14 protein-coding genes are annotated in these 17,588 nt (G+C 54.4%); 2 read left to right on the top strand and 12 right to left on the bottom strand.

The window, feature by feature from the left end:
• Window positions 1-85: 85 nt before the first annotated feature.
• Both NAI64_RS03605 and NAI64_RS03600 read right to left on the bottom strand, forming a co-directional pair.
• Window positions 86-1,723: an FAD-dependent oxidoreductase gene (locus NAI64_RS03605; protein ID WP_269297834.1), complete on the bottom strand. Its 1,638-nt coding sequence runs from the start codon at window positions 1,721-1,723 to the stop codon at window positions 86-88.
• A gap of 353 nt (window positions 1,724-2,076) precedes the next feature.
• On the bottom strand, window positions 2,077-2,415 hold the full coding sequence (locus NAI64_RS03600; RefSeq protein ID WP_269297833.1) for a hypothetical protein: 339 nt from the start codon (window positions 2,413-2,415) through the stop codon (window positions 2,077-2,079).
• Window positions 2,416-2,703: 288 nt separating this feature from the next.
• Here NAI64_RS03600 and NAI64_RS03595 point away from each other — a divergent pair, with 288 nt between their 5' ends.
• Window positions 2,704-3,060 carry a DsrE/DsrF/TusD sulfur relay family protein gene (locus tag NAI64_RS03595; protein WP_269297831.1) on the top strand — a complete coding sequence of 119 codons (357 nt, stop codon included), beginning with the start codon at window positions 2,704-2,706 and terminating at the stop codon, window positions 3,058-3,060.
• A 49-nt stretch (window positions 3,061-3,109) separates the two neighbouring features.
• Here the strand turns inward: NAI64_RS03595 and NAI64_RS03590 are convergent, their stop codons facing one another.
• Window positions 3,110-4,090 (bottom strand): TDT family transporter, encoded by a 981-nt coding sequence (locus NAI64_RS03590; RefSeq protein ID WP_269297829.1) that lies wholly within the window; start codon window positions 4,088-4,090, stop codon window positions 3,110-3,112.
• 102 nt (window positions 4,091-4,192) lie between these two features.
• Between NAI64_RS03590 and NAI64_RS03585 the strand changes: the two genes are divergently transcribed.
• The gene (locus tag NAI64_RS03585; protein ID WP_269297828.1) at window positions 4,193-5,095 is read left to right on the top strand and encodes a LysR substrate-binding domain-containing protein; all 903 of its coding nucleotides are present in this window, start codon (window positions 4,193-4,195) and stop codon (window positions 5,093-5,095) included.
• Between the two features lie 42 nt (window positions 5,096-5,137).
• Here NAI64_RS03585 and NAI64_RS03580 read toward each other — a convergent pair whose 3' ends face one another.
• From NAI64_RS03580 to NAI64_RS03540, 9 genes are all read right to left on the bottom strand, one after another.
• A complete protein-coding gene (locus NAI64_RS03580) occupies window positions 5,138-6,136 on the bottom strand; it encodes an aldo/keto reductase (RefSeq protein WP_269297826.1) in 999 nt (332 codons plus the stop codon).
• Window positions 6,137-6,294: 158 nt separating this feature from the next.
• Window positions 6,295-6,858, bottom strand: a complete 564-nt coding sequence (locus NAI64_RS03575) for a sugar O-acetyltransferase (RefSeq protein ID WP_269297825.1) — start codon at window positions 6,856-6,858, stop codon at window positions 6,295-6,297.
• A gap of 191 nt (window positions 6,859-7,049) precedes the next feature.
• Window positions 7,050-7,907, bottom strand: a complete 858-nt coding sequence (locus tag NAI64_RS03570; protein ID WP_269297822.1) for a DMT family transporter — start codon at window positions 7,905-7,907, stop codon at window positions 7,050-7,052.
• A 1,270-nt stretch (window positions 7,908-9,177) separates the two neighbouring features.
• Window positions 9,178-9,558, bottom strand: coding sequence for a transcriptional initiation protein Tat (locus tag NAI64_RS03565; RefSeq protein WP_269297820.1), 381 nt, complete (start codon window positions 9,556-9,558; stop codon window positions 9,178-9,180).
• A 290-nt stretch (window positions 9,559-9,848) separates the two neighbouring features.
• Complete coding sequence (locus tag NAI64_RS03560) at window positions 9,849-10,919, bottom strand: alpha/beta hydrolase (RefSeq protein ID WP_269297818.1); 1,071 nt, start codon at window positions 10,917-10,919, stop codon at window positions 9,849-9,851.
• 7 nt (window positions 10,920-10,926) lie between these two features.
• Window positions 10,927-11,469 (bottom strand): cyclophilin-like fold protein, encoded by a 543-nt coding sequence (locus NAI64_RS03555; RefSeq protein WP_269297816.1) that lies wholly within the window; start codon window positions 11,467-11,469, stop codon window positions 10,927-10,929.
• A gap of 427 nt (window positions 11,470-11,896) precedes the next feature.
• Window positions 11,897-12,154 carry a hypothetical protein gene (locus NAI64_RS03550; RefSeq protein WP_269297814.1) on the bottom strand — a complete coding sequence of 86 codons (258 nt, stop codon included), beginning with the start codon at window positions 12,152-12,154 and terminating at the stop codon, window positions 11,897-11,899.
• A gap of 729 nt (window positions 12,155-12,883) precedes the next feature.
• Window positions 12,884-16,135, bottom strand: a complete 3,252-nt coding sequence (locus tag NAI64_RS03545; RefSeq protein ID WP_269297812.1) for an AAA family ATPase — start codon at window positions 16,133-16,135, stop codon at window positions 12,884-12,886.
• Window positions 16,136-16,137: 2 nt separating this feature from the next.
• The gene (locus tag NAI64_RS03540) at window positions 16,138-17,376 is read right to left on the bottom strand and encodes an exonuclease SbcCD subunit D C-terminal domain-containing protein (RefSeq protein WP_269297810.1); all 1,239 of its coding nucleotides are present in this window, start codon (window positions 17,374-17,376) and stop codon (window positions 16,138-16,140) included.
• Window positions 17,377-17,588: the final 212 nt, after the last annotated feature.

Below are 17,588 nucleotides of genomic sequence, written 5' to 3'. Positions count from 1 at the left end.
AACGGCACGTTTTCCGACTACACGGAAAACGTGCCGTTTTTTTAATGACAGGCCATCTTGTTGTACCGGCAGCCTTGCCGGTTTTTCAGGGTTTTTCGGTCAGCGCTGTCAAGCCGCCTGCAAGGCTGGTGACATTAAAGCCGTTTTGCCTGAGGATGCGGGATGCGAAGTAGCTGTTTTTGCCCAGTGCGCAAACGGTGACGACAGGACGGTTGCGATCGATCTTGTCGAGGTTGTCTCGCAAAGACGGTACCGGGATGTTGACCGAACCGGGTACCGGACTGGCTTGCGCAACCGGTTTGCCACGTACGTCGATGACCTGTACTGACGGATCGGACGGCAATGCCGTCGTCACATCGACCAGACCGTCGCGCTGGTTGCAGGCTGCGAAACCGGCGATATTGATGACATCCTTGGCGGAACCGAATGGCGGCGCGTAAGCCAGTTCGAGGTGGCAAATGTCGTCGATGGTCATGTTGGCGGTGATGGCGGTCGCCAGTACGTCCAGCCGCTTGTCCACACCGGCGATGCCGACAGCTTCTGCACCGAGCAGACGTCCCGTTTCGGGATCCCAGAGAATGGTCAGCGTCACCATTTGCGCACCCGGATAGTAGGAAGCATGGTGAACGTCGTTGACGGTCGTGACGGCATACGGCAGTCCGGAAGCCTTGAGGCGGTTTTCGGTCCAGCCGGTCGAACCGGCAGCGACATCGAATACTCTTACGATGGCTGTACCGAGCGATCCCGGGTAGGGACGTGCCTTGTCGCCCAGAAACAGGTGGTCGGCCGCGACACGTCCCTGCCGGTTGGCCGGGCCTCCCAGTGCAATGGCGACAGGTTTTCCGAAAACCCGGTCGGTGGTTTCCACAGCGTCGCCGGCGGCATAGATATCCGGGTCGGATGTCTGCATGAATTCGTTGACGACGATGTGGCCACGCTTGCCCAGCTTCAGGCCGGCTTCACGTGCCAGCTTGCTTTCCGGTTCGATGCCGATAGACAGGATGACGACGTCGGCCGGAAGCGTTTTGCCGGATGCCAGATGGCAAACCAGCGATGCATCGCCTTTTTCAAAACGCACGACTTCATCGTTCGTGAACAGTTCGATGCCATGGCTTGCCAGTGCGCGTTCCAGCGGTACGGCCATTCTGCCATCGACTTGCGGAAGGACGTGCGGGCCTTTCTGGACAATTTTCACCTTCAGTCCCTTGCGATGGAGCTGTTCTGCCATTTCCAGACCGATAAAACCCGCGCCGACGACGACGGCCTGCATGCCAGCAGCCGTATCGGCGATGATGCGGTCCATGTCGGAGAGATTGCGCAGCACATGAATCCGGGGATTGTCCACACCTTCGATGGCGGGGACGCGCGGTGCCGCACCCGGAGAAAGCATCAGTTTGTCGTAGGAGAGCCATTCTTCCCGGCCGGTCGACAGATCGCGAACCTGCACTTTTTTGTTTTGCCGGTCGATACGGATCGCTTCGCATCGGGTACGTGCGTTCACATTGAGCATGGCCTTGAGCGAGGCAGGTGTCTGGACAGCCAGTACATCGCGGTCGGTGATTTCGCCGCCCACGTGGTAAGGCAGGCCACAGTTGGCGAAAGATACGTCGTTGCCACGTTCGATCATCGTGATTTCGGCGCTTTCATCGAGCCGTCTGGCACGTGCGGCAAAAGAAGCTCCGGCGGCTACACCGCCGATAACCAGTAATTTCAAGGGATTCATCTGCTCTCCTGTTGGTTGGCTGGGGGTGAATAATATATAAAAAGATATAATATTAAAATATATATCATTGGTGCCTGTCAAGTACCGGATGGTGCCGTTTTCAATCCGACAAAAGATCGGCGTGAAACGGAAGGTTTTCAGGTTATGGCATGGATGACTGGTGGATGGTCCGGACTTGTGCCGATTCATGGATGGGGAAACCCATATGGGAAAGGGGTTTGCATGGCGACAGTTCGTTGTGGAGCGGCTGGAAAAGCTAGGGGCATGAAAGGGAAAGATATCATGCCGGAAAATGCCGTTTTCCGGCAGGTGCGAAAAGACAAGGAAAGCAGGGGAGGTCCCGGATGGATATGTCAGTGCAAGGCTTTGGAAGGCGATATGCCTCCGCCATACAATTCACTGAAAAATTTCAGTGCGGCTTCATCATAGGCTTCATCGGCTTGCAAGGTGATCTTGCCCTGGCTTTCCAGCAGGCGACCCAGATCGGCCAGTTTGCGCGACAGCGGCAACAAGCGCTGGAGTTCCATGAGGCTGCTGGTAATGGCGACTGCATCCGCAGCGAGTTCGCTGTGCAGGTCTTCCGTCATCGTATCGACCTTGATGGCATTGTCGTCGTCCTGTTCCGTTTTCGCTTTCGATTTCCGACACATCGTCAGAAATTTTTCGATTTTGTCTTTGAGTTTGTCGGTCATTGTATTCCCGGGGAACATGAATACCGACAGTATATCAAGCGGATCGTGCCGTGTGCACTGGAACCGGAATGATATGACACGCTAGCCGGTATAAAACGGCATCCTGTCACGTCGGCTGAATCGGCTGTTGTAAGCTGATTGTCAGGTATGGCATAGTCGTCATATGTGTATTGTGTATTCATCATCATGTTCGTGTCGCGGATCGTGATGGCGACGTTGCGGATGGTCGTGACAGGGGAGTGCCGACGATTCAGGCGGTATGCGGATGGCTTTTGAAAGGAAAGGGAAATGAAAATACTGATCGTATTCAATCGCGAACCCTATGATTCCACCGATGTCACATGGAACGGACTCAGGCTGGCGAATACATTACGGAAAAACGGACATGATGTCCGTCTGTTTCTGATGAACGACGCGGTCGATATGGCGAGAGATATTTGCAGGCCGCCGGAAAATTATGACCAGGATTTGTCGCAGATGCTTCGAGATCTGATCGCGCAGGGTGTTGCCGTCAGGGTGTGCGGTACCTGTATGGCACGTTGTGGCATATACAGAAATCATCCCTATTTTGCAGGTGCGGAAAAATCCACGATGCAAGCCCTGTCGGAATGGGTGGTGGAATGTGACCGTGTCCTGACGTTCTAGTGCCATCCGGTGCGAATATCACCCCGGATGGCACGTGGTCGATGACAGCTTAGCGGGCCGGACTTTTCACGCGGAAGCGAACGGTTTGCGGCCACAGATAATAGTAGCAGAACCGGGCGGACACGTAGGCGATGACCAGTGCTGCGATGACGGCTTCCCCTGTTGCCAGCATACGCAGCTGTTCGGCGTATTGTGTCGCTTGCGGAAAACCCGCGACCAGATGGGCCATCTTGTACAATGCTGTCGCGCCGATCGCCATGGGGAAGGTGAAGGCTGCGTAACCCGGCGTGAACGGCAGGCGCATCAGGTGAAACAGTGCGATATAGGTAAACAGGGTCATCAGCAGAGCGATACCGAGCAGAACCGCACAGACGAGCAGGGACGGTTCTTTGACCACTGTCAGGTAACCTGCCAGCGACAGGCTTGCAGGTGCAGCCATGATAGCGATGGTCGGTTTGGCGGCATCAGGTACTTCGCTTCTGAATACAAGGCGGTAAACCATCAGTGGCAACATGACAAGGTAGCTCGTCAGGCCGATCGCCAGCAATATCAGCGCCAGTTCCGTATAGGCGGCTCCCGGGCAGGTGACATCGGCGACGACAATGCCGACCGGTGGCACGAACCAGCTGGGTACCATGTGGTTCATTTGCCAGTCTCTGGCGCGGTGCCAGATGAACAGGGCCAGTACGACCAGATGGACGCCGACAGCCAGAAACCACAGAATCTCGCCTGTTACCGGAAATACCCGTCCCAGTGCTTTGGAAACTACCATGGTCGCCATCGCGAATGTCGGGACGATACTGCCGACGACCGGGTGCTTGAGATCACGGTGCAAGGTATCCGGGTGGCAGATGAACCGGACTGTCAGCATACACAGCAGAATACCGGCGATGACGGCTCCTGCGGTTTGTCCACGTCCGTCGAGTGGCAAGAGGTTTTCAAGACACCATCCCATGCTGGCGATACCCAGCGCAAGACCGGCAACCGGTGTCGGGATTTCGCGTGTTTTTGTGTGTATCCATTTGAACATGTCGCACTCCGTTGATTGTTTTTCCATGCCATTGATTGTAATGATCGGGTATCATTTGGAAAATCGAATAATTTTTGACATTGTGTTTAGAAAAATCAAACGATGAGGATTACCCTAAAACAGCTTTCGGTTTTCGTCGCCATCGCGCGGCACGGAACCATGACCCGTGCGGCGGATGTACTGTTCATGACGAAAGGTGCGGTTTCGCAGGCACTGGCCGAGCTGGAAAGCCAGCTGGGTGTCTGTGTGTTCGACAGGCAGCATGCACGTTTGCATCTCAACCGCGAAGGGGAAAAATTGCTGCCGCTGGCCGATGAATTGCTGGCGCGCTCGCAAGGCGTCGCTGCGCTTTTCGGCCGGCAGGGCGTAGATACCCGACTGGCCATAGGTGCGACACGCACCATCGGCAGCTATCTGTTGCCGGATATGTTTGCGGCGTTCAATCGGGAAAACGGCTGGTTGCCCAGTGCGGAAATCGGCAATTCGCAAGCTATCGAAGGGATGATTTGCCGTTTCGAGATCGATATGGCACTGGTGGAAGCTCCGCTGACGGACCCCATGATTGTCTGCGAGCCGTGGCTGGAAGATGAAATGGTTGTGCTGGCAGCGAAAACGCACTGGCTGGCAGGCAAAAAAACGGTTTCGTTTGCCGAACTGGCCGGTGAGCGCTGGCTGTTGCGCGAACCGGGTTCAGGCAGTCGTGCGTTTTTCGACAATCATCTTGCTCCTTGTCTGGGTAACCCGTCTGTTTTCCTCTCGCTGAATGCGCCCGACACGATTCTGGCCTGTGTCGGCAATAATCTGGGGGTGACTTTCGTTTCAAAACGCGTTCTGGCACAGCCGTTTTATGCCGGGCAATTTGTGGTACTGGATACGGAACGCCGTTTCGTTCGGCCGTTTACGCTTTGTTACCATCGGGACAAGTACGTTTCGCCGACGCTCGGAAAGTGGATGACGTTTTGCCGGGGATGGGAAAGGTTGCCGGGCCAGCCAATATCCGGATAAGAGAATCGGAGGCCCGGCAAGCGGTTTTCGTCAGGATCGGTTTCAGATGCCGGTTCCCTTTTCGTAGCTTTCGGGGAAGCGGTCGCCGTAAATTTCGATTTCGGCCAGAGAATCGCCGATGGTCCGCAAATCGGCGTCCGAAAGCCGGACATCGACCGATGCCAGATTTTCTTTCAGACGGTGTGATTTCGTCGTTCCCGGAATCGGTACGATCCAGGGTTTTTGCGCGAGTAGCCATGCCAGTGCGATCTGGGCGGGCGTTGCGCCTCTTTCATTTGCCAGTGCCTTGAGTTTTTCGACGAACCGCTGGTTCGCTTTCAGGGCTTCCGGGGAGAAGCGCGGGAAGAATTTGCGGAAATCGAAACCTTTGTCGAACGTGGCATCCGCCTTGAGGGCACCGGTCAGAAACCCCTGTCCCAACGGGCTGAAAGGTACGAAACCGATTCCCAGTTCTTCCAGCAGCGGCAGGATTTCTTCTTCGGGTTTGCGGTACCACAGGGAATATTCGCTTTGCAGTGCCGCGACGGGACAGACGGCATGGGCGCGCCGGATGGTATTGGCGCCGGCTTCGGACAAACCGAAATACCGTACCTTGCCTTCTGCGATCAGGTCGCCGACCGTTCCGGCGACGTCTTCGATCGGTACGGACGGATCGACACGGTGCTGGTAAAACAGGTCGATCGTATCGATATTGAGTCTTTTGAGAGAAGCTTCTGCCACTTCGCGGATATGTTCCGGACGGCTGTTGACTGCTGTCCATGCACCGCCATTGGCGGGATCGGGCGCGAAACCGAATTTCGTGGCGATGATGACCTTGTCACGGATGGGCGAGAGTGCCTTGCCGAGCAATTCTTCATTGGTGAACGGGCCGTAAACCTCGGCAGTATCGAAAAAATCGACACCCAGATCGACGGCTTCATGAATGAGATTGACCATTTCACCGATGTCGGCGGCTGGACCATATCCCATGCTCATTCCCATACATCCCAGACCCAGTGCGGACACTTTCAGGCCGCTTTTTCCAAGTTCGCGTTTTTCCATGGTTTCACTCCGTTTTGAAAGGATTTTCATGTGCATCCAGTATAAAAACGCGATAAAAAGTACTGAATACCCATTTCTTTTCCATTCTTGCCTGATTCTCTACGGAATAGATGTCAGGGGATAATGTTGTGGATGCCGGTCTGTGGGGGCGAATAGCGTCAAAGGGTTTTGACCACTTTTGCGGGGACACCGGCGACAACCGTATTGGCCGGTACGTCCCGCGTTACGACAGCGCCTGCGGCGATGACGGCATTGTCGCCGATCGTCACATTCTGCAATATCGTGGCATGCGCACCGATCCAGACTTTTTTTCCGATAACGATCGGTCCGGGCAGGGTTGTGGCACGCTGTTGAGGTTCCAGCGCATGATTGAGCGTCGCCAGTACTACCTGGTGGCCGATCAGGGTGCCGTCGCCGATTGTAATACCGCCCTGGTCCTGAAAACAGCAGCCGGAATTGACGAAAACGTTTTTTCCGAAACGGATGTTCTTGCCGAAATCCGTATAAAACGGCGGAAACAGGCGAAAAGTGGGATCGACAGGGACGCCCGTCAGCCGGGACATCAGTTCGCAGATGGTTTCAGGTGAATGACAGGAAGCGTTGAGTTCAGTTGTGATGCGTCGGGCTTCCTGACTGGTTTTTGTCATGAAGTCTTGCCATTCCGACGGTACCGGAACCGGACGGCGTTGTTTCATATGTTCCAGAAATGTATTCAGATCCATGTGTTTTTCCTCGTGTTGTGTATTGTGACGGCGTGTGCGGCCGTTGTTCGGACGGCATTATTTTTTCATGGAAAATGCCGGTGAAAAAGAGATGGAAATCCCGATAAATTGCCTGAAAATGCCATCCCATGCATGGAAAGTCGTTTGCGGCAAACGCTTGCGGACAGGCGAAAGCCGGAAGCGGCAGTCTCTTACTTCGGCGGTTTGCGCGACAATTCCGTGAAAACGACTGCGCCAAAAATCATCGCGGCACCGACATAACCGCGCAGTGCCAGAATTTCATGCAGAAAGATATAGGAAAGCAGGGCGGAGAATACCGGTTCCAGCGAAAAAATCAGCCCGATGTTTTCAGCCGAGGTATAACGCTGGGCGATTGGCTGCACCACGAAACCGTAAGCGCTGCATATCAGTCCCAGTCCCATGATCGCGCCCCACTGGAGCGGTGTCTCTGGCAGGGACGGTACTTCGAAGAACAGCATGAAAGCCGCACCGATCAGTGAAGCGACGCCCAGCTGGATAATGCTGATTATCAATGCATCGTTGCCTTTGGCGAGTTTGTCGAACACGATGATATAAAGCGCGTAAAAGAATGCGCCGATGAGACAGTAAATCGCACCGGCATCGAGTGATACGCCATCTTTTGCCGTCAGCAAAAACAGTCCGGTAATGGAAATCAGAATGGCGATCACGATATTGCGCGAGGGCAGCGTTTTGCCGATCAGGCTTTGCAGAAGCGGCACGATGACGACTGTCGTACTTGTGAGAAATCCTGCCGTCGAAGCTGTCGTCAGGTTGACCCCGTTGACCATGCCGTAAAAAATGAGGAACAGAATCACGCCCATGACCAGCCCTTTCGCCAGTGTCGGCAGCGTCAACTGGCGAAAGCGGGGAAAAAACATGAGCGACATGGCGATGAAAGCGATGCCGAAGCGCATGGCGATCAGGTTGTACGGCCCGATGCCGTCCAGCCCGACCTTCATCAGAAGATAGGAAGAACCCCATGCCAGCGTCACACTGGCCATCAGCAATTCGGCTTTACGGCTGTTCATTTCCTTTATACAAGACTTATTGAAAACGGTTGGCTGCGACATGCCGGGAAACCGCTCCGGTCCGAGGCGGCGCATTGCAGGTGGCAGACACGCAGGAAAACAATCCGCCATTTTATATCCTTGCATCAGTTGTCGGGGCATTTCCGTGACAGGCATGAAACGGCTGGCCCTGTTTCCTTGATGTGCAATCCGGACGGTTGTCGCGGCTATCGGACAGAACGATCACCTTAATGGAAAATATCATATATCCGGCGGTGAATTCAGAAAGAACCGTATGGGATAACGTTCAGCAGGATTTTTCTGACAGTCGTCCGAAAAAACAGGATCAGTCAAAAATATGAGTGGAAAACGGAATAACAGGATATTTCGGGTGAAATATCCAGAAAAATCCGGATGGCATATCTGTTTAATGGGGAAACCTGCCAGACGGATTGCCGATCGTTATGTTTGAACCGAACGTTGAGATATGCATTATTGAAACGTTTTCCGGACCGGCTGAAATCACCGAAACCGTAACTGATTCGTGAACTGTTTCCGTCACCGGTTTTCATTGTCTGTTTTTTGCTTTTTTTCGGGAAAATCGAAAGACATATTCAATGTCAAATCATGAAAAACAACATTAACTATCATTTATAACTATTTGATTGATAAAGATTGTTAATGTGTTGAAATATACCGGTTATATTTGGGTCGCCAGCGAGTTTTTCCATGGAAAGGAAAAAGCGCAGGATGATGGCAAAATACGGGTTATGTTGTGCTGGCATCCGGATGGGATTTTCCCGTCTCGCCGTTTTTTCATTTCTTGTATTGCCGTCCCGGATATACGGAAAAACGCAGGAATGAAGTTTTCGAAAAATATCAGGGCAGGAGAATGGGCAGGGAATTGTTGCTTGTAAGGAACGCGATGATCGGCATGTGTTGTCTTGAAGGTTTTTTGATGTTTTGTTTTGGATTCTGGAAATGAGCGAGATTTGTATAATCCGTTCCGGAATCACGTATTTTCCATCTGTTCCGGTCAATTCGCTAAGGATAAACAGTGATTGGCCGCATGTATCGGGGGTGATTCATTTTTGCCGCTGTCTGCCTTGTAACCTGTAATTCGGATGTATTCTGCAAATGTCCGGTTGCCATCGTCCGTTTTTTACCGATTGTCCAATCATGAAATATCAGGTCAAACCGGGTTGAAGCCCAAGGTATTCCAGCTTGTGCAGCGGCCGGCTTTTTCGTATCGGATTGAATCCCGACGTGTCATGCAGGAGATGATTCCATCTCATCGGGACGTGCGGCCGCGGTAGCGGCCCTGGCTGTCGTAGCGTCTGCCGCTGGCGTCTTCGCGCCCCGTATAGCGTCCCTGACTGTCGTAGCGGTGTCCGTTCGTGTCTTTTCGTCCGAGGTAGCGTCCCTGGTTGTCGTAGCGTCTGCCGCTGGTGTCTTCGCGACCGGTATAGCGTCCCTGACTGTCGTAATGACGCCCGTTCGCGTCTTTTCGTCCGATATAGCGTCCGGACCGGTCGTACATGCGACCGTTCGTATCCATGCGGCCCTGATAGACGCCCTGTTCGTCGTAGTGTCGTCCGGGTTGCGAGAATTCGGCGGCGTTTGCATGGAAGGCGAGCAGGGACAAGAGAAGGAGTGAGGGGATTTTCCGCATTTTTTTGACGTATCGTGTGCCTGTTTTGTTTGCAAGCGGTTTTCCGCCGGATGCTGGGTTTTGTGTCAGGCGTGAATTCAGGTATTTCGGGATGGTTTTCCGGCGGGGTGCAAGTTTTCAGTTTACCGTATTGCCGGCAGGTTATGCAGTTGTCCGGCAAGCAGTGTGAGGGATGCATAGGGTATGGCCGGAAACTGCGGGATGTGCTGTTGTGTTTCCGGTATGTGCCGCTTTTGTCCGGGAAAGCGTGTTCCTGTGGACGCTTTCCCGGATGAAGGGGGATTGGCGGGTCAGTTCAGGCTGGTTTTGAAGAAGTTTTCCAGTTTGTCGAACGGGATGATGTCGGTGCGGTCGTACAAATCGGTATGGTTCGCGCCGGGGATGATCATCAGTTCCTTGTTGTCGCCCTTGAGTTTTTTGAATGCGTCTTCGCTGAAATAGCGGGAATGGGCTTTTTCACCGTGAATAATCAGTACGGGGTTACGGATTTCGTCGCTGTACGCCAGAATCGGCATATTCAAAAACGAGAGCGCAGAGGTTGTGTTCCATCCCTGGTTGGAGTTGAGGGAGCGGGGATGGTAGCCTCGCGGTGTCTTGTAATAGGCGTAGTAGTCCTTGACGAATTGCGGTGCATCCTCAGGTAGCGGATCGACTACGCCGCCGGCACGGGCATAGGTGCCGTTGCGTGCGTCTTCAAGTCGCTGGGCGTTGAGTTGCTGGCGCAGTGCATAGCGCTGGTTTGCATCCATGCTGTCGAAGTAGCCTTTGGCGGTGACGCGGGTCATGTCGTACATGGTGGATGCGACGGTTGCCTTGATACGGGGGTCGTTTGCGGCGGCATTGAGGGCGAATCCACCCCAGCCGCAGATGCCGATGATACCGATGCGTTCTGCATCGACGTCGTCACGCAGCGACAGGTAATCGACGGCGGCGCTGAAGTCTTCGGTATTGATGTCGGGCGAGGCGACATAACGGGGCGTGCCGCCGCTTTCACCGGTGTAGGATGGGTCGAATGCGATGGTCAGAAAACCGCGTTCAGCCATGGTCTGGGCATACAGGCCGGAGGCTTGTTCCTTGACGGCACCGAACGGGCCGCTGACGGCGATGGCGGGCAGTTTGCCTTTGGCGTTTTTCGGGATGTACAGGTCGGCGGCCAGTGTGATGCCATAACGGTTCGTGAAAGTGATTTTGCTGTGCGTTACTTTGTCGCTTTGCGGGAAAGTCTTGTCCCATGCACTGGTCAGATTCAGTGTTTCCATAGTGTTTCCTTCAGTATGAACAGGGGTTGCGTTGACGGACATGGTGCCGATGGCGATCAACAGGCCCATGATAAGGTTTTTGGCAAGGCGTTTTCGGTTCATGGCAAGCTCAAGGGGATGTCTGGTTGGCGGATTGAAAGGTAATGGTTACGTCTGTATGGCCGAGTGCTTCGGCCAGCCCGGACGGGTTGCCGATTTTTCCGATGGGGGTGTACCGGTATGAGGTGGAAAAGGTTTTGTAAAACAGGACGATGCAGTCGTTTCCCCATAACATCAGGTCACCCGTCCGGATTTTGTCCGGCAGGGATGCATCGGTCGGCAAGGTATTTGCCAGTGTGTGGAATTTCTCGTTTCCGGCATGATCTTGCATCGTGATGGTCAGCGGCAGCAGTTTCCGGAATGCCTGTGCGGTCGGGTTGTCGGACAGGGTCGCCGAAAAGGTCGAGGGGCCGATTCTGATGGTGATTTCTTCATTCATGGCTGAGTGGTCTTTTTCGTTGTTTCGCATGGCTTTTTTCGTGACGGCAGAGGCTGTGTCCGGCGTTTCGGCAATCGGCATGTCGTTTGCGGAAACGGTCTTGCCTGCCGTGAAAAGGCAGAGCAGCAGGGCGGTTGTTATGCCGAAGCGTTTGAAGTTGCGTGCGATTTTCATGACGGGTAGCTTCCGGACGGCCGGAGCGGTTATGCCGTTGGCGGCCGACAGTTTGTATTGTCCGTATCGGCCTGTATCAGAATCCAGTATAGAAAAACATGCAGGATACGGATAGGCACGATTCTTTATCATTCTTGCCTGATTCTATCGGCTGAATGGAAAAAGCGGGATTTTCAGGAAGGTTCACCCGGGGTTGAGGGCGGACAAGCGATGAAGAGGCGGGGTGTATGAAAGGCTGTCGCCGGGCATGGCGAGGAGATCAGGCAGGCTGCCGGTTTGGCCGGTACGGCTGGGTATGGAGAAATCGGCAAAAAGCCGGTGAAAGCGCCGTAACGGAATGGAGAGGTTTTGTCGGGTGCGTTACGGGTAGGTTGTGTCCCGAATCAGGCAGGCCACAAAGGACGGAACCTGATTCGGGAAGGACGAGTCAGGACAGTCGGGTATCGGTATGCGTATGGCTTGCGTACAGGGATGGCAGTCCATGAGATGTCCCGGCATCATATGTTCCGGACTGTACATAATGAACCGGATGGATCGGATCGGCCGGTGTTGTGTCCTGTTGGCCGAATACGATGCCCAGCAGGGAGCCGATGATCAGAAACCAGAACGACAGGCTTGCCAAAGCACCGATGCACAGAGCTGATACATAAGAATCGATTTTCTGGAACTTGGCTGGATTAAACATGATAACCACCTTTGATAGTTCAATAAGTGCACTTGTCTTTTCAGAAAACGGTTTTAACGGGGTGAATGTCGGATATCCTGCAATTTTTCCCGGAGCGTTTTCCTGTAAGTCGATAGCCTTATTTTTGAGCAATTGGGAATCGACTTCAATAAAGTTTTTTATACATATTTATTCGCTTTTTTTCGAACAAAGTTACGATTTGCATCGAGATACTGTAAGTAATTACATAACTCCATGATTTGTAAAAGTAATTTTTCCGAAATATTGTTCTGTTTTTTCTGATGAAAAAAAGTGAAGCCAATATTAAAAATTGATGAAGTGTGACGACGGCATAATGCCTGAAGGGTGCCTATTCAGGATTTTTCGCTTGTCGCGGTCTTTTGCGGGGTGTTTCCGGGCAGTGTGCCGTACGGCAGTTCGTAAACGGTATTTTTGTCCGATTTCGATGGACGAGAGGGGCATGTGTCGGGATGGTGGCGGTATTTCACGGGGGAATTTTATGCCGGTGATCCGGCGGTGGTTTTCACGGCGGATACATCCAGCATGACGTTTCTTTCATGGGATACACGGAAGGACGCGAGCAGGATTTTCTGCATGGTAAACAGGATGGAGAAGATGCTGCTTTTCCATGAAAGTGGCGGATATTTTATCGAACGGACAGTGTGTTTTTGATCGTGTACGACCGTCATGCGGCATGGCGGTTTCGCTCATGCCGCAAGGTTTGTCTTGTTATGTGTCGTTTTGCAGGCTGCATCCCGGGCCTTCGATTCTGCTTTTGCCGTTCTTGCCGGGGATGACCCGGATTTGTGTGCGGATCCGGTCTTTCAGTGCGCTGACATGCGAGATGATGCCGATCAGTTTGCCGTTTTGCTGCAAGCCGGCCAGTGTATCCAGCGCGGTTTCGAGCGCCGCTTCGTCGAGCGTGCCGAAGCCTTCGTCAAGAAACAGGGAATCGACGCGGACATTCCGGCTGGCCATGCCGGACAGACCCAGTGCCAGCGACAGGCTGATGATGAAGCTCTCGCCGCCGGAGAGATTGCGGGTCGAGCGGATTTCTCCGGCCTGATAGTTGTCGATGACGTCCAGTTCCAGCGGCTGGGTGCGGTTGCGGATGAGCAGGTACCGGTCGGTCATTTTTTGCAGTTGCCGGTTTGCATGGGTGATCATGAGTTCGAATGTCAGTCCCTGCGCGAAGTTCCGGTATTTTTTGCCGTCTGACGAGCCGATGAGTGCATGCAGGTTTTCCCATCGGGCGCATTCCTGTTTTTGTGCTTCGATGACGGTTTGTTTTTCCCTGAACCGTTCTTTGGCTTCGGCGTTGTTTTGCAATGTGTGCCGGATGTCTGCCATGGTGTCGCGCAGGGTTTTCATGGCTTCGTTTTGCTGGCCGGATTGCTGTTGCAGTTCCGTCAGGGATAACGGGGTGACGGCTTTCGCGGTTTCGGCTGCCAGTCGTTCTTCGCGGTCTTTTTTGCGGGCGGTCAGCCCTGTCAGACGTTTATCGAGATTGCTGGCGGTTTCTGCCAGTGCGGCGCGCTCTTCGTCTCGCAGTCTGGCGGCAAGGAAGGCAGTTTCTTCGGGAAAACCTTTTGTCCGGCAGGCTTCGGCAAAAGTGTTTTCCTGTTTTTCCAGCTCCGGGGTGCGTTGCCGGATGGCGTTTTCCAGGGTTTGGATACGGGTATCGGCGGCCTGCCATCGCTGGTGGGCGGTGTCGTGCCGTTCTCTGGCTTGCTGTTCGGCGGTTTCGGCTTCGTCGATTTGCCGGTTCAGGCGTTTTTCGTCATCGTCGGGTTTGCGTTCGCCGAACAGGGTGTTGCGCGTATCGTGTTTCGCAGTCCATTCTTCCTGAAGGGTCTGGCGTTTTTGCATGAGGTTTTGCAGTGTTTCGCGCCGTGTTTCGATGATGGCGGCAAGCCGTTTGATTTCGCCGTCCGTGTCGGCACGCTGTTTTTCGACGGTCGTTTTTTGCGCGGTTTGTGTGTTCCATGCCGCCAGACGTTTTCGCAATGTGTCGATGCGTCCGGGGATATCCGTTTCCGGCGTTGTATCGGTTCCGAGTGTCTGAAGCCGCGCCGACAGAGCGTTGCGGTATGTTTCCTGTTCTTCGCGCGCGGTTGCCAGTTCCTGCGTGCGTTCGTCCAGCCGTTGTTGTGCTGCCTGTTGCCGGCTCGATGCTGTCAGTTCTTTTTTTTCGGCTTCGTTGAAGGCGTCACGCGTCCGGTTTGCTGTTTCCTGCAGTCGGGCGTTGGCGGTGTCCTGTGTTTCGGCCTGTGTGATCAGCCGGTCGATGGCGGCTATTTTTTCTGTGGTTTCGTCCGGTGCCGGTATCGTGTCTTGTGTGTAGGGGTGGTGCAGCGCGCCGCACAGCGGACAGGCTTTGCCGTCCTGAAGGCGCGCACGGTGTTCGGCCAGCGAGGCGACGAGCTGGATGTTGCGCAATTTTTCGTTCAACAGGTCTTTTTCGAGCCGGTATTCGCGCAATGTGCGACCTGCCAGTATTTTTTCCAGCGCGTTTTTTCCCTGTTCGAGGGCAGAAGCGGTGCGGGTTTGTTCCTGACGGATTTTCCCGGTTTCTTTCCGGCATTCGGCGAGGGCGGTTTCCGCCTGTTTCAATGCCTGTCGCGCCGCTTTTTCTGCGGCGGCTTTTTGCGCGGTGTCCTGTGCCATCGCGTCCAGGTGTCTGGATTGTTCTTCGATGGCGGGCAGGCCGGTGGCAAGCGCCTCATCCCGGGCATGTTCGACGAGGTAACGGTCGATGGTCGCCAGTGTCCGGTCGTATCGGGCAAGGTGTTGTGTCTGTTCGGACAGCGTGTTCCGGTCGGTGTCGGCGTGCGCTTTTTCCTGTTGGTATTGCGTGTTGATGTCGGCCAGCTGTTTTTGCAGGCCATCCAGTGTCTGGTCGAGCGCACGGACTTGTTGCCAGAGCGGTTGCATTTGCTGGCGGGTTTCTTTGCGCTGGCGCGTCAGTTGCGTGGCCGTTTCAAGTGCATGGGCCTGTTGCGTGAGTGCGGCTTGCAGGCCGGGCAGGGCGGTTTTTTCCGTTTCGAGGGCTTGCCGGTCGTCAGCTTGCTGTTTGCGTATCGCCAGCAGTGCCGCGTACTGGCCGTCGAGTGTGGCGGCGCGTGTGGCGTGTTCCAGTTTTTCGCGTTCCGGTCCGAAGGCTTCGATGGCTCTTTGCAGGGCGTTTTCCTGATCGGTCAGTTCACCGATTTCACGTTGCAGGTTTTCAATCGTGGTCAGCCATTGGATGGCTTGGGTCGTTTCGGCTATCTGCCCGGCAAGCGTGGTTTCTTTTGTCTTGTGGGTCGCCAGTTCCTGTTGCAAGGCGTTTTCCTGTTCCGGTTCCAGCAGGGTGATCGCTCCCAGTTCGGCTGTGAGCAGTTTCAGTTTTTCGCTTTCGGCGCGCGACAATTCGTGTACGCGGATGGAGATGTCGCTGTATATGCCGGTTCCGGTGATTTGTTCGAGAATCGGTGCGCGGTCGCTCGGGCTGGCTTTCAGGAAGGTGTCGAACCGGCCTTGCGCCAGCAGCATGGAGCGTGTGAACCGGTCGAAGTTCATGCCGGTAAGGTATTCGATTGTGCTGGCGGTACGCTGAATACCGGATTCGATGATTTCGCCGGTATCGGCGTTGGCGATTTCATGTCTGGCTTGCTGGAGATTGCCGTCGCTTTTCTGGTATGCGCGGCGGTGGCTCCAGTGGCAGCGGTAGTGTCCGGCCGGTGTTTCAAATGTGACTTCGGCAAAGCATTCTCCGGTCTGGCGGGACATGATGCCGTTTTCTTTTTGCGATATTTCAAGTCTCGGTGTACGTCCGTATAGGGCGAGGCAGATCGCATCGAGTATGGTGGTTTTGCCTGCACCGGTCGGTCCTGTGATCGTGAAAATTCCGTCCGATGTATATGAGGGATGGGTCAGGTCGATAAGCCATTCTCCCGCCAGCGAATTGAGGTTTTTGAAACGTATTTGCAGTATGCGCATGGTCAGTCTTTCTGTGTGGCGGGTCGTTCGTCGTTTTCCAGCGAGAAAACCGCTTCGCGGTAAGTGGCGGTCAGTGCCGGACGCTGTTCCTGTGGAATGTCGTGGGCATCCAGACAGCGGGAAAACACTTCGTAAACGTCCATGTCATGCAGTGTTTCTTCCGGCTGTGTCCGTTCCAGCACACGGTCGATAATGCGCTGGTCGCGGACGCGGATGATGTCCAGCCGGGTGCCTTCGACAGCGCTTTCCAGCTGCTCGCGCAAGTCGCCGATGATTTCGGCGCCTTTGTAGATGACTTCCAGCCAGATGTTTTCGTCCTCCGCAGCCAGTTCGCGGATGCGCGCCATGATGGTATCCAGATCGCCGTGGATGCTTTCCAGTCGCTGGAATACGGGGACGCCGAGGGGACGGACCGTCGGGACGGTTCCCTGAAATTCGACGAGGCAAACGCTTTTCTGTTGCCGTGCTTCACCGAAGCCCATCGGAAGCGGGGAACCGCTGTACCGGATGGTGTCGGTGTGATTGACGGTTTGCGGTACATGAAGATGCCCCAGCGCGACATAGTCCAGGTTGTCCGGGAAGATGCCGGCGGTGACGTGGGCGATGGAACCGACGTACAGTTCCCGTACACCGTCACCGTCAATTGTCTGGCCACCCGCGGTGAAGAGATGCCCCATCGCCACGACGGGAATATCGCCGCCGAGTTCCTGCCGCTTTTGTTCGGCAAGCGCGGTGACGTTTGCGTAATGCGTGCGGATGCCTTCGAGCAGCTTTTCTTCTTTCCGGTCGGCGCTTTCACCGGCTTCGGATGGCCGGATATCGCGATCACGGAGATAGGGGACGGCACAGACGATCAGTTCGGGATTGCGGTATTCATCATGCAGTACCAGAACTTCTTCTTCCGGCGGATGGTTGCCGTGACCGATGACATGGATGTCGAGTGCCTTGAGCAGCTGTTGCGGTGCGTCGAGAAAGGCGGGAGAGTCGTGATTGCCGGCGATGATGACGATATGCCGGCAGGACGAGCGGATGGTTTGCCCCAGAAAACGGTAATACAGTTCCTGCGCACGGGTCGATGGGGTGCTGTTGTCGAATATGTCGCCAGACACCAGCAGGGTGCTGACTTCGTTCCGCCAGATTGTTTCGGACAGCCAGTCCAGAAAGGCTTCGAATTCGTCATAACGCTGTCTGCCGTACAGCGAGCGGCCGAGGTGCCAGTCGGAAGTGTGAAGGATTTTCATGAAAACGTGGGCCTGGTACGTATCGAGGCGGTGTTCGGGAAGAAACTGTTTATATTACCGCCAAACAATGGTCTTTTCCGTTATGAAAGGAATAAATTTCAGGCGGGTATGGCAGAACATGGGGGGCGCCTGGTCTGATCGATGTCGTTGGAAACAATCGTCGTTTCGGTTATGAACAACGGGGGTGCTGTCTGCGTGTACCGGATTATTCT

It is taken from the genome of Oxalobacter paeniformigenes, from assembly GCF_027158465.1.
In the GTDB taxonomy this organism is placed as follows: domain Bacteria; phylum Pseudomonadota; class Gammaproteobacteria; order Burkholderiales; family Burkholderiaceae_D; genus Oxalobacter; species Oxalobacter paeniformigenes.
The sequence above is the reverse complement of the archived record's forward strand: the minus strand, read 5'-3'. Positions and strand labels throughout refer to the sequence as shown.

What these genes read in the sequence shown, in the direction of transcription:
- NAI64_RS03600 (WP_269297833.1), bottom strand. Translation starts at nt 2,415, where the DNA reads ATGACCGACAAACTCAAAGACAAAATCGAAAAATTTCTGACGATGTGT.
- NAI64_RS03550 (WP_269297814.1), bottom strand. Translation starts at nt 12,154, where the DNA reads ATGTTTAATCCAGCCAAGTTCCAGAAAATCGATTCTTATGTATCAGCT.
- NAI64_RS03585 (WP_269297828.1), top strand. Translation starts at nt 4,193, where the DNA reads ATGAGGATTACCCTAAAACAGCTTTCGGTTTTCGTCGCCATCGCGCGG.
- NAI64_RS03580 (WP_269297826.1), bottom strand. Translation starts at nt 6,136, where the DNA reads ATGGAAAAACGCGAACTTGGAAAAAGCGGCCTGAAAGTGTCCGCACTG.
- NAI64_RS03560 (WP_269297818.1), bottom strand. Translation starts at nt 10,919, where the DNA reads ATGAACCGAAAACGCCTTGCCAAAAACCTTATCATGGGCCTGTTGATC.
- NAI64_RS03555 (WP_269297816.1), bottom strand. Translation starts at nt 11,469, where the DNA reads ATGAAAATCGCACGCAACTTCAAACGCTTCGGCATAACAACCGCCCTG.
- NAI64_RS03545 (WP_269297812.1), bottom strand. Translation starts at nt 16,135, where the DNA reads ATGCGCATACTGCAAATACGTTTCAAAAACCTCAATTCGCTGGCGGGA.
- NAI64_RS03540 (WP_269297810.1), bottom strand. Translation starts at nt 17,376, where the DNA reads ATGAAAATCCTTCACACTTCCGACTGGCACCTCGGCCGCTCGCTGTAC.
- NAI64_RS03595 (WP_269297831.1), top strand. Translation starts at nt 2,704, where the DNA reads ATGAAAATACTGATCGTATTCAATCGCGAACCCTATGATTCCACCGAT.
- NAI64_RS03570 (WP_269297822.1), bottom strand. Translation starts at nt 7,907, where the DNA reads ATGAACAGCCGTAAAGCCGAATTGCTGATGGCCAGTGTGACGCTGGCA.
- NAI64_RS03605 (WP_269297834.1), bottom strand. Translation starts at nt 1,723, where the DNA reads ATGAATCCCTTGAAATTACTGGTTATCGGCGGTGTAGCCGCCGGAGCT.
- NAI64_RS03590 (WP_269297829.1), bottom strand. Translation starts at nt 4,090, where the DNA reads ATGTTCAAATGGATACACACAAAAACACGCGAAATCCCGACACCGGTT.
- NAI64_RS03575 (WP_269297825.1), bottom strand. Translation starts at nt 6,858, where the DNA reads ATGGATCTGAATACATTTCTGGAACATATGAAACAACGCCGTCCGGTT.
- NAI64_RS03565 (WP_269297820.1), bottom strand. Translation starts at nt 9,558, where the DNA reads ATGCGGAAAATCCCCTCACTCCTTCTCTTGTCCCTGCTCGCCTTCCAT.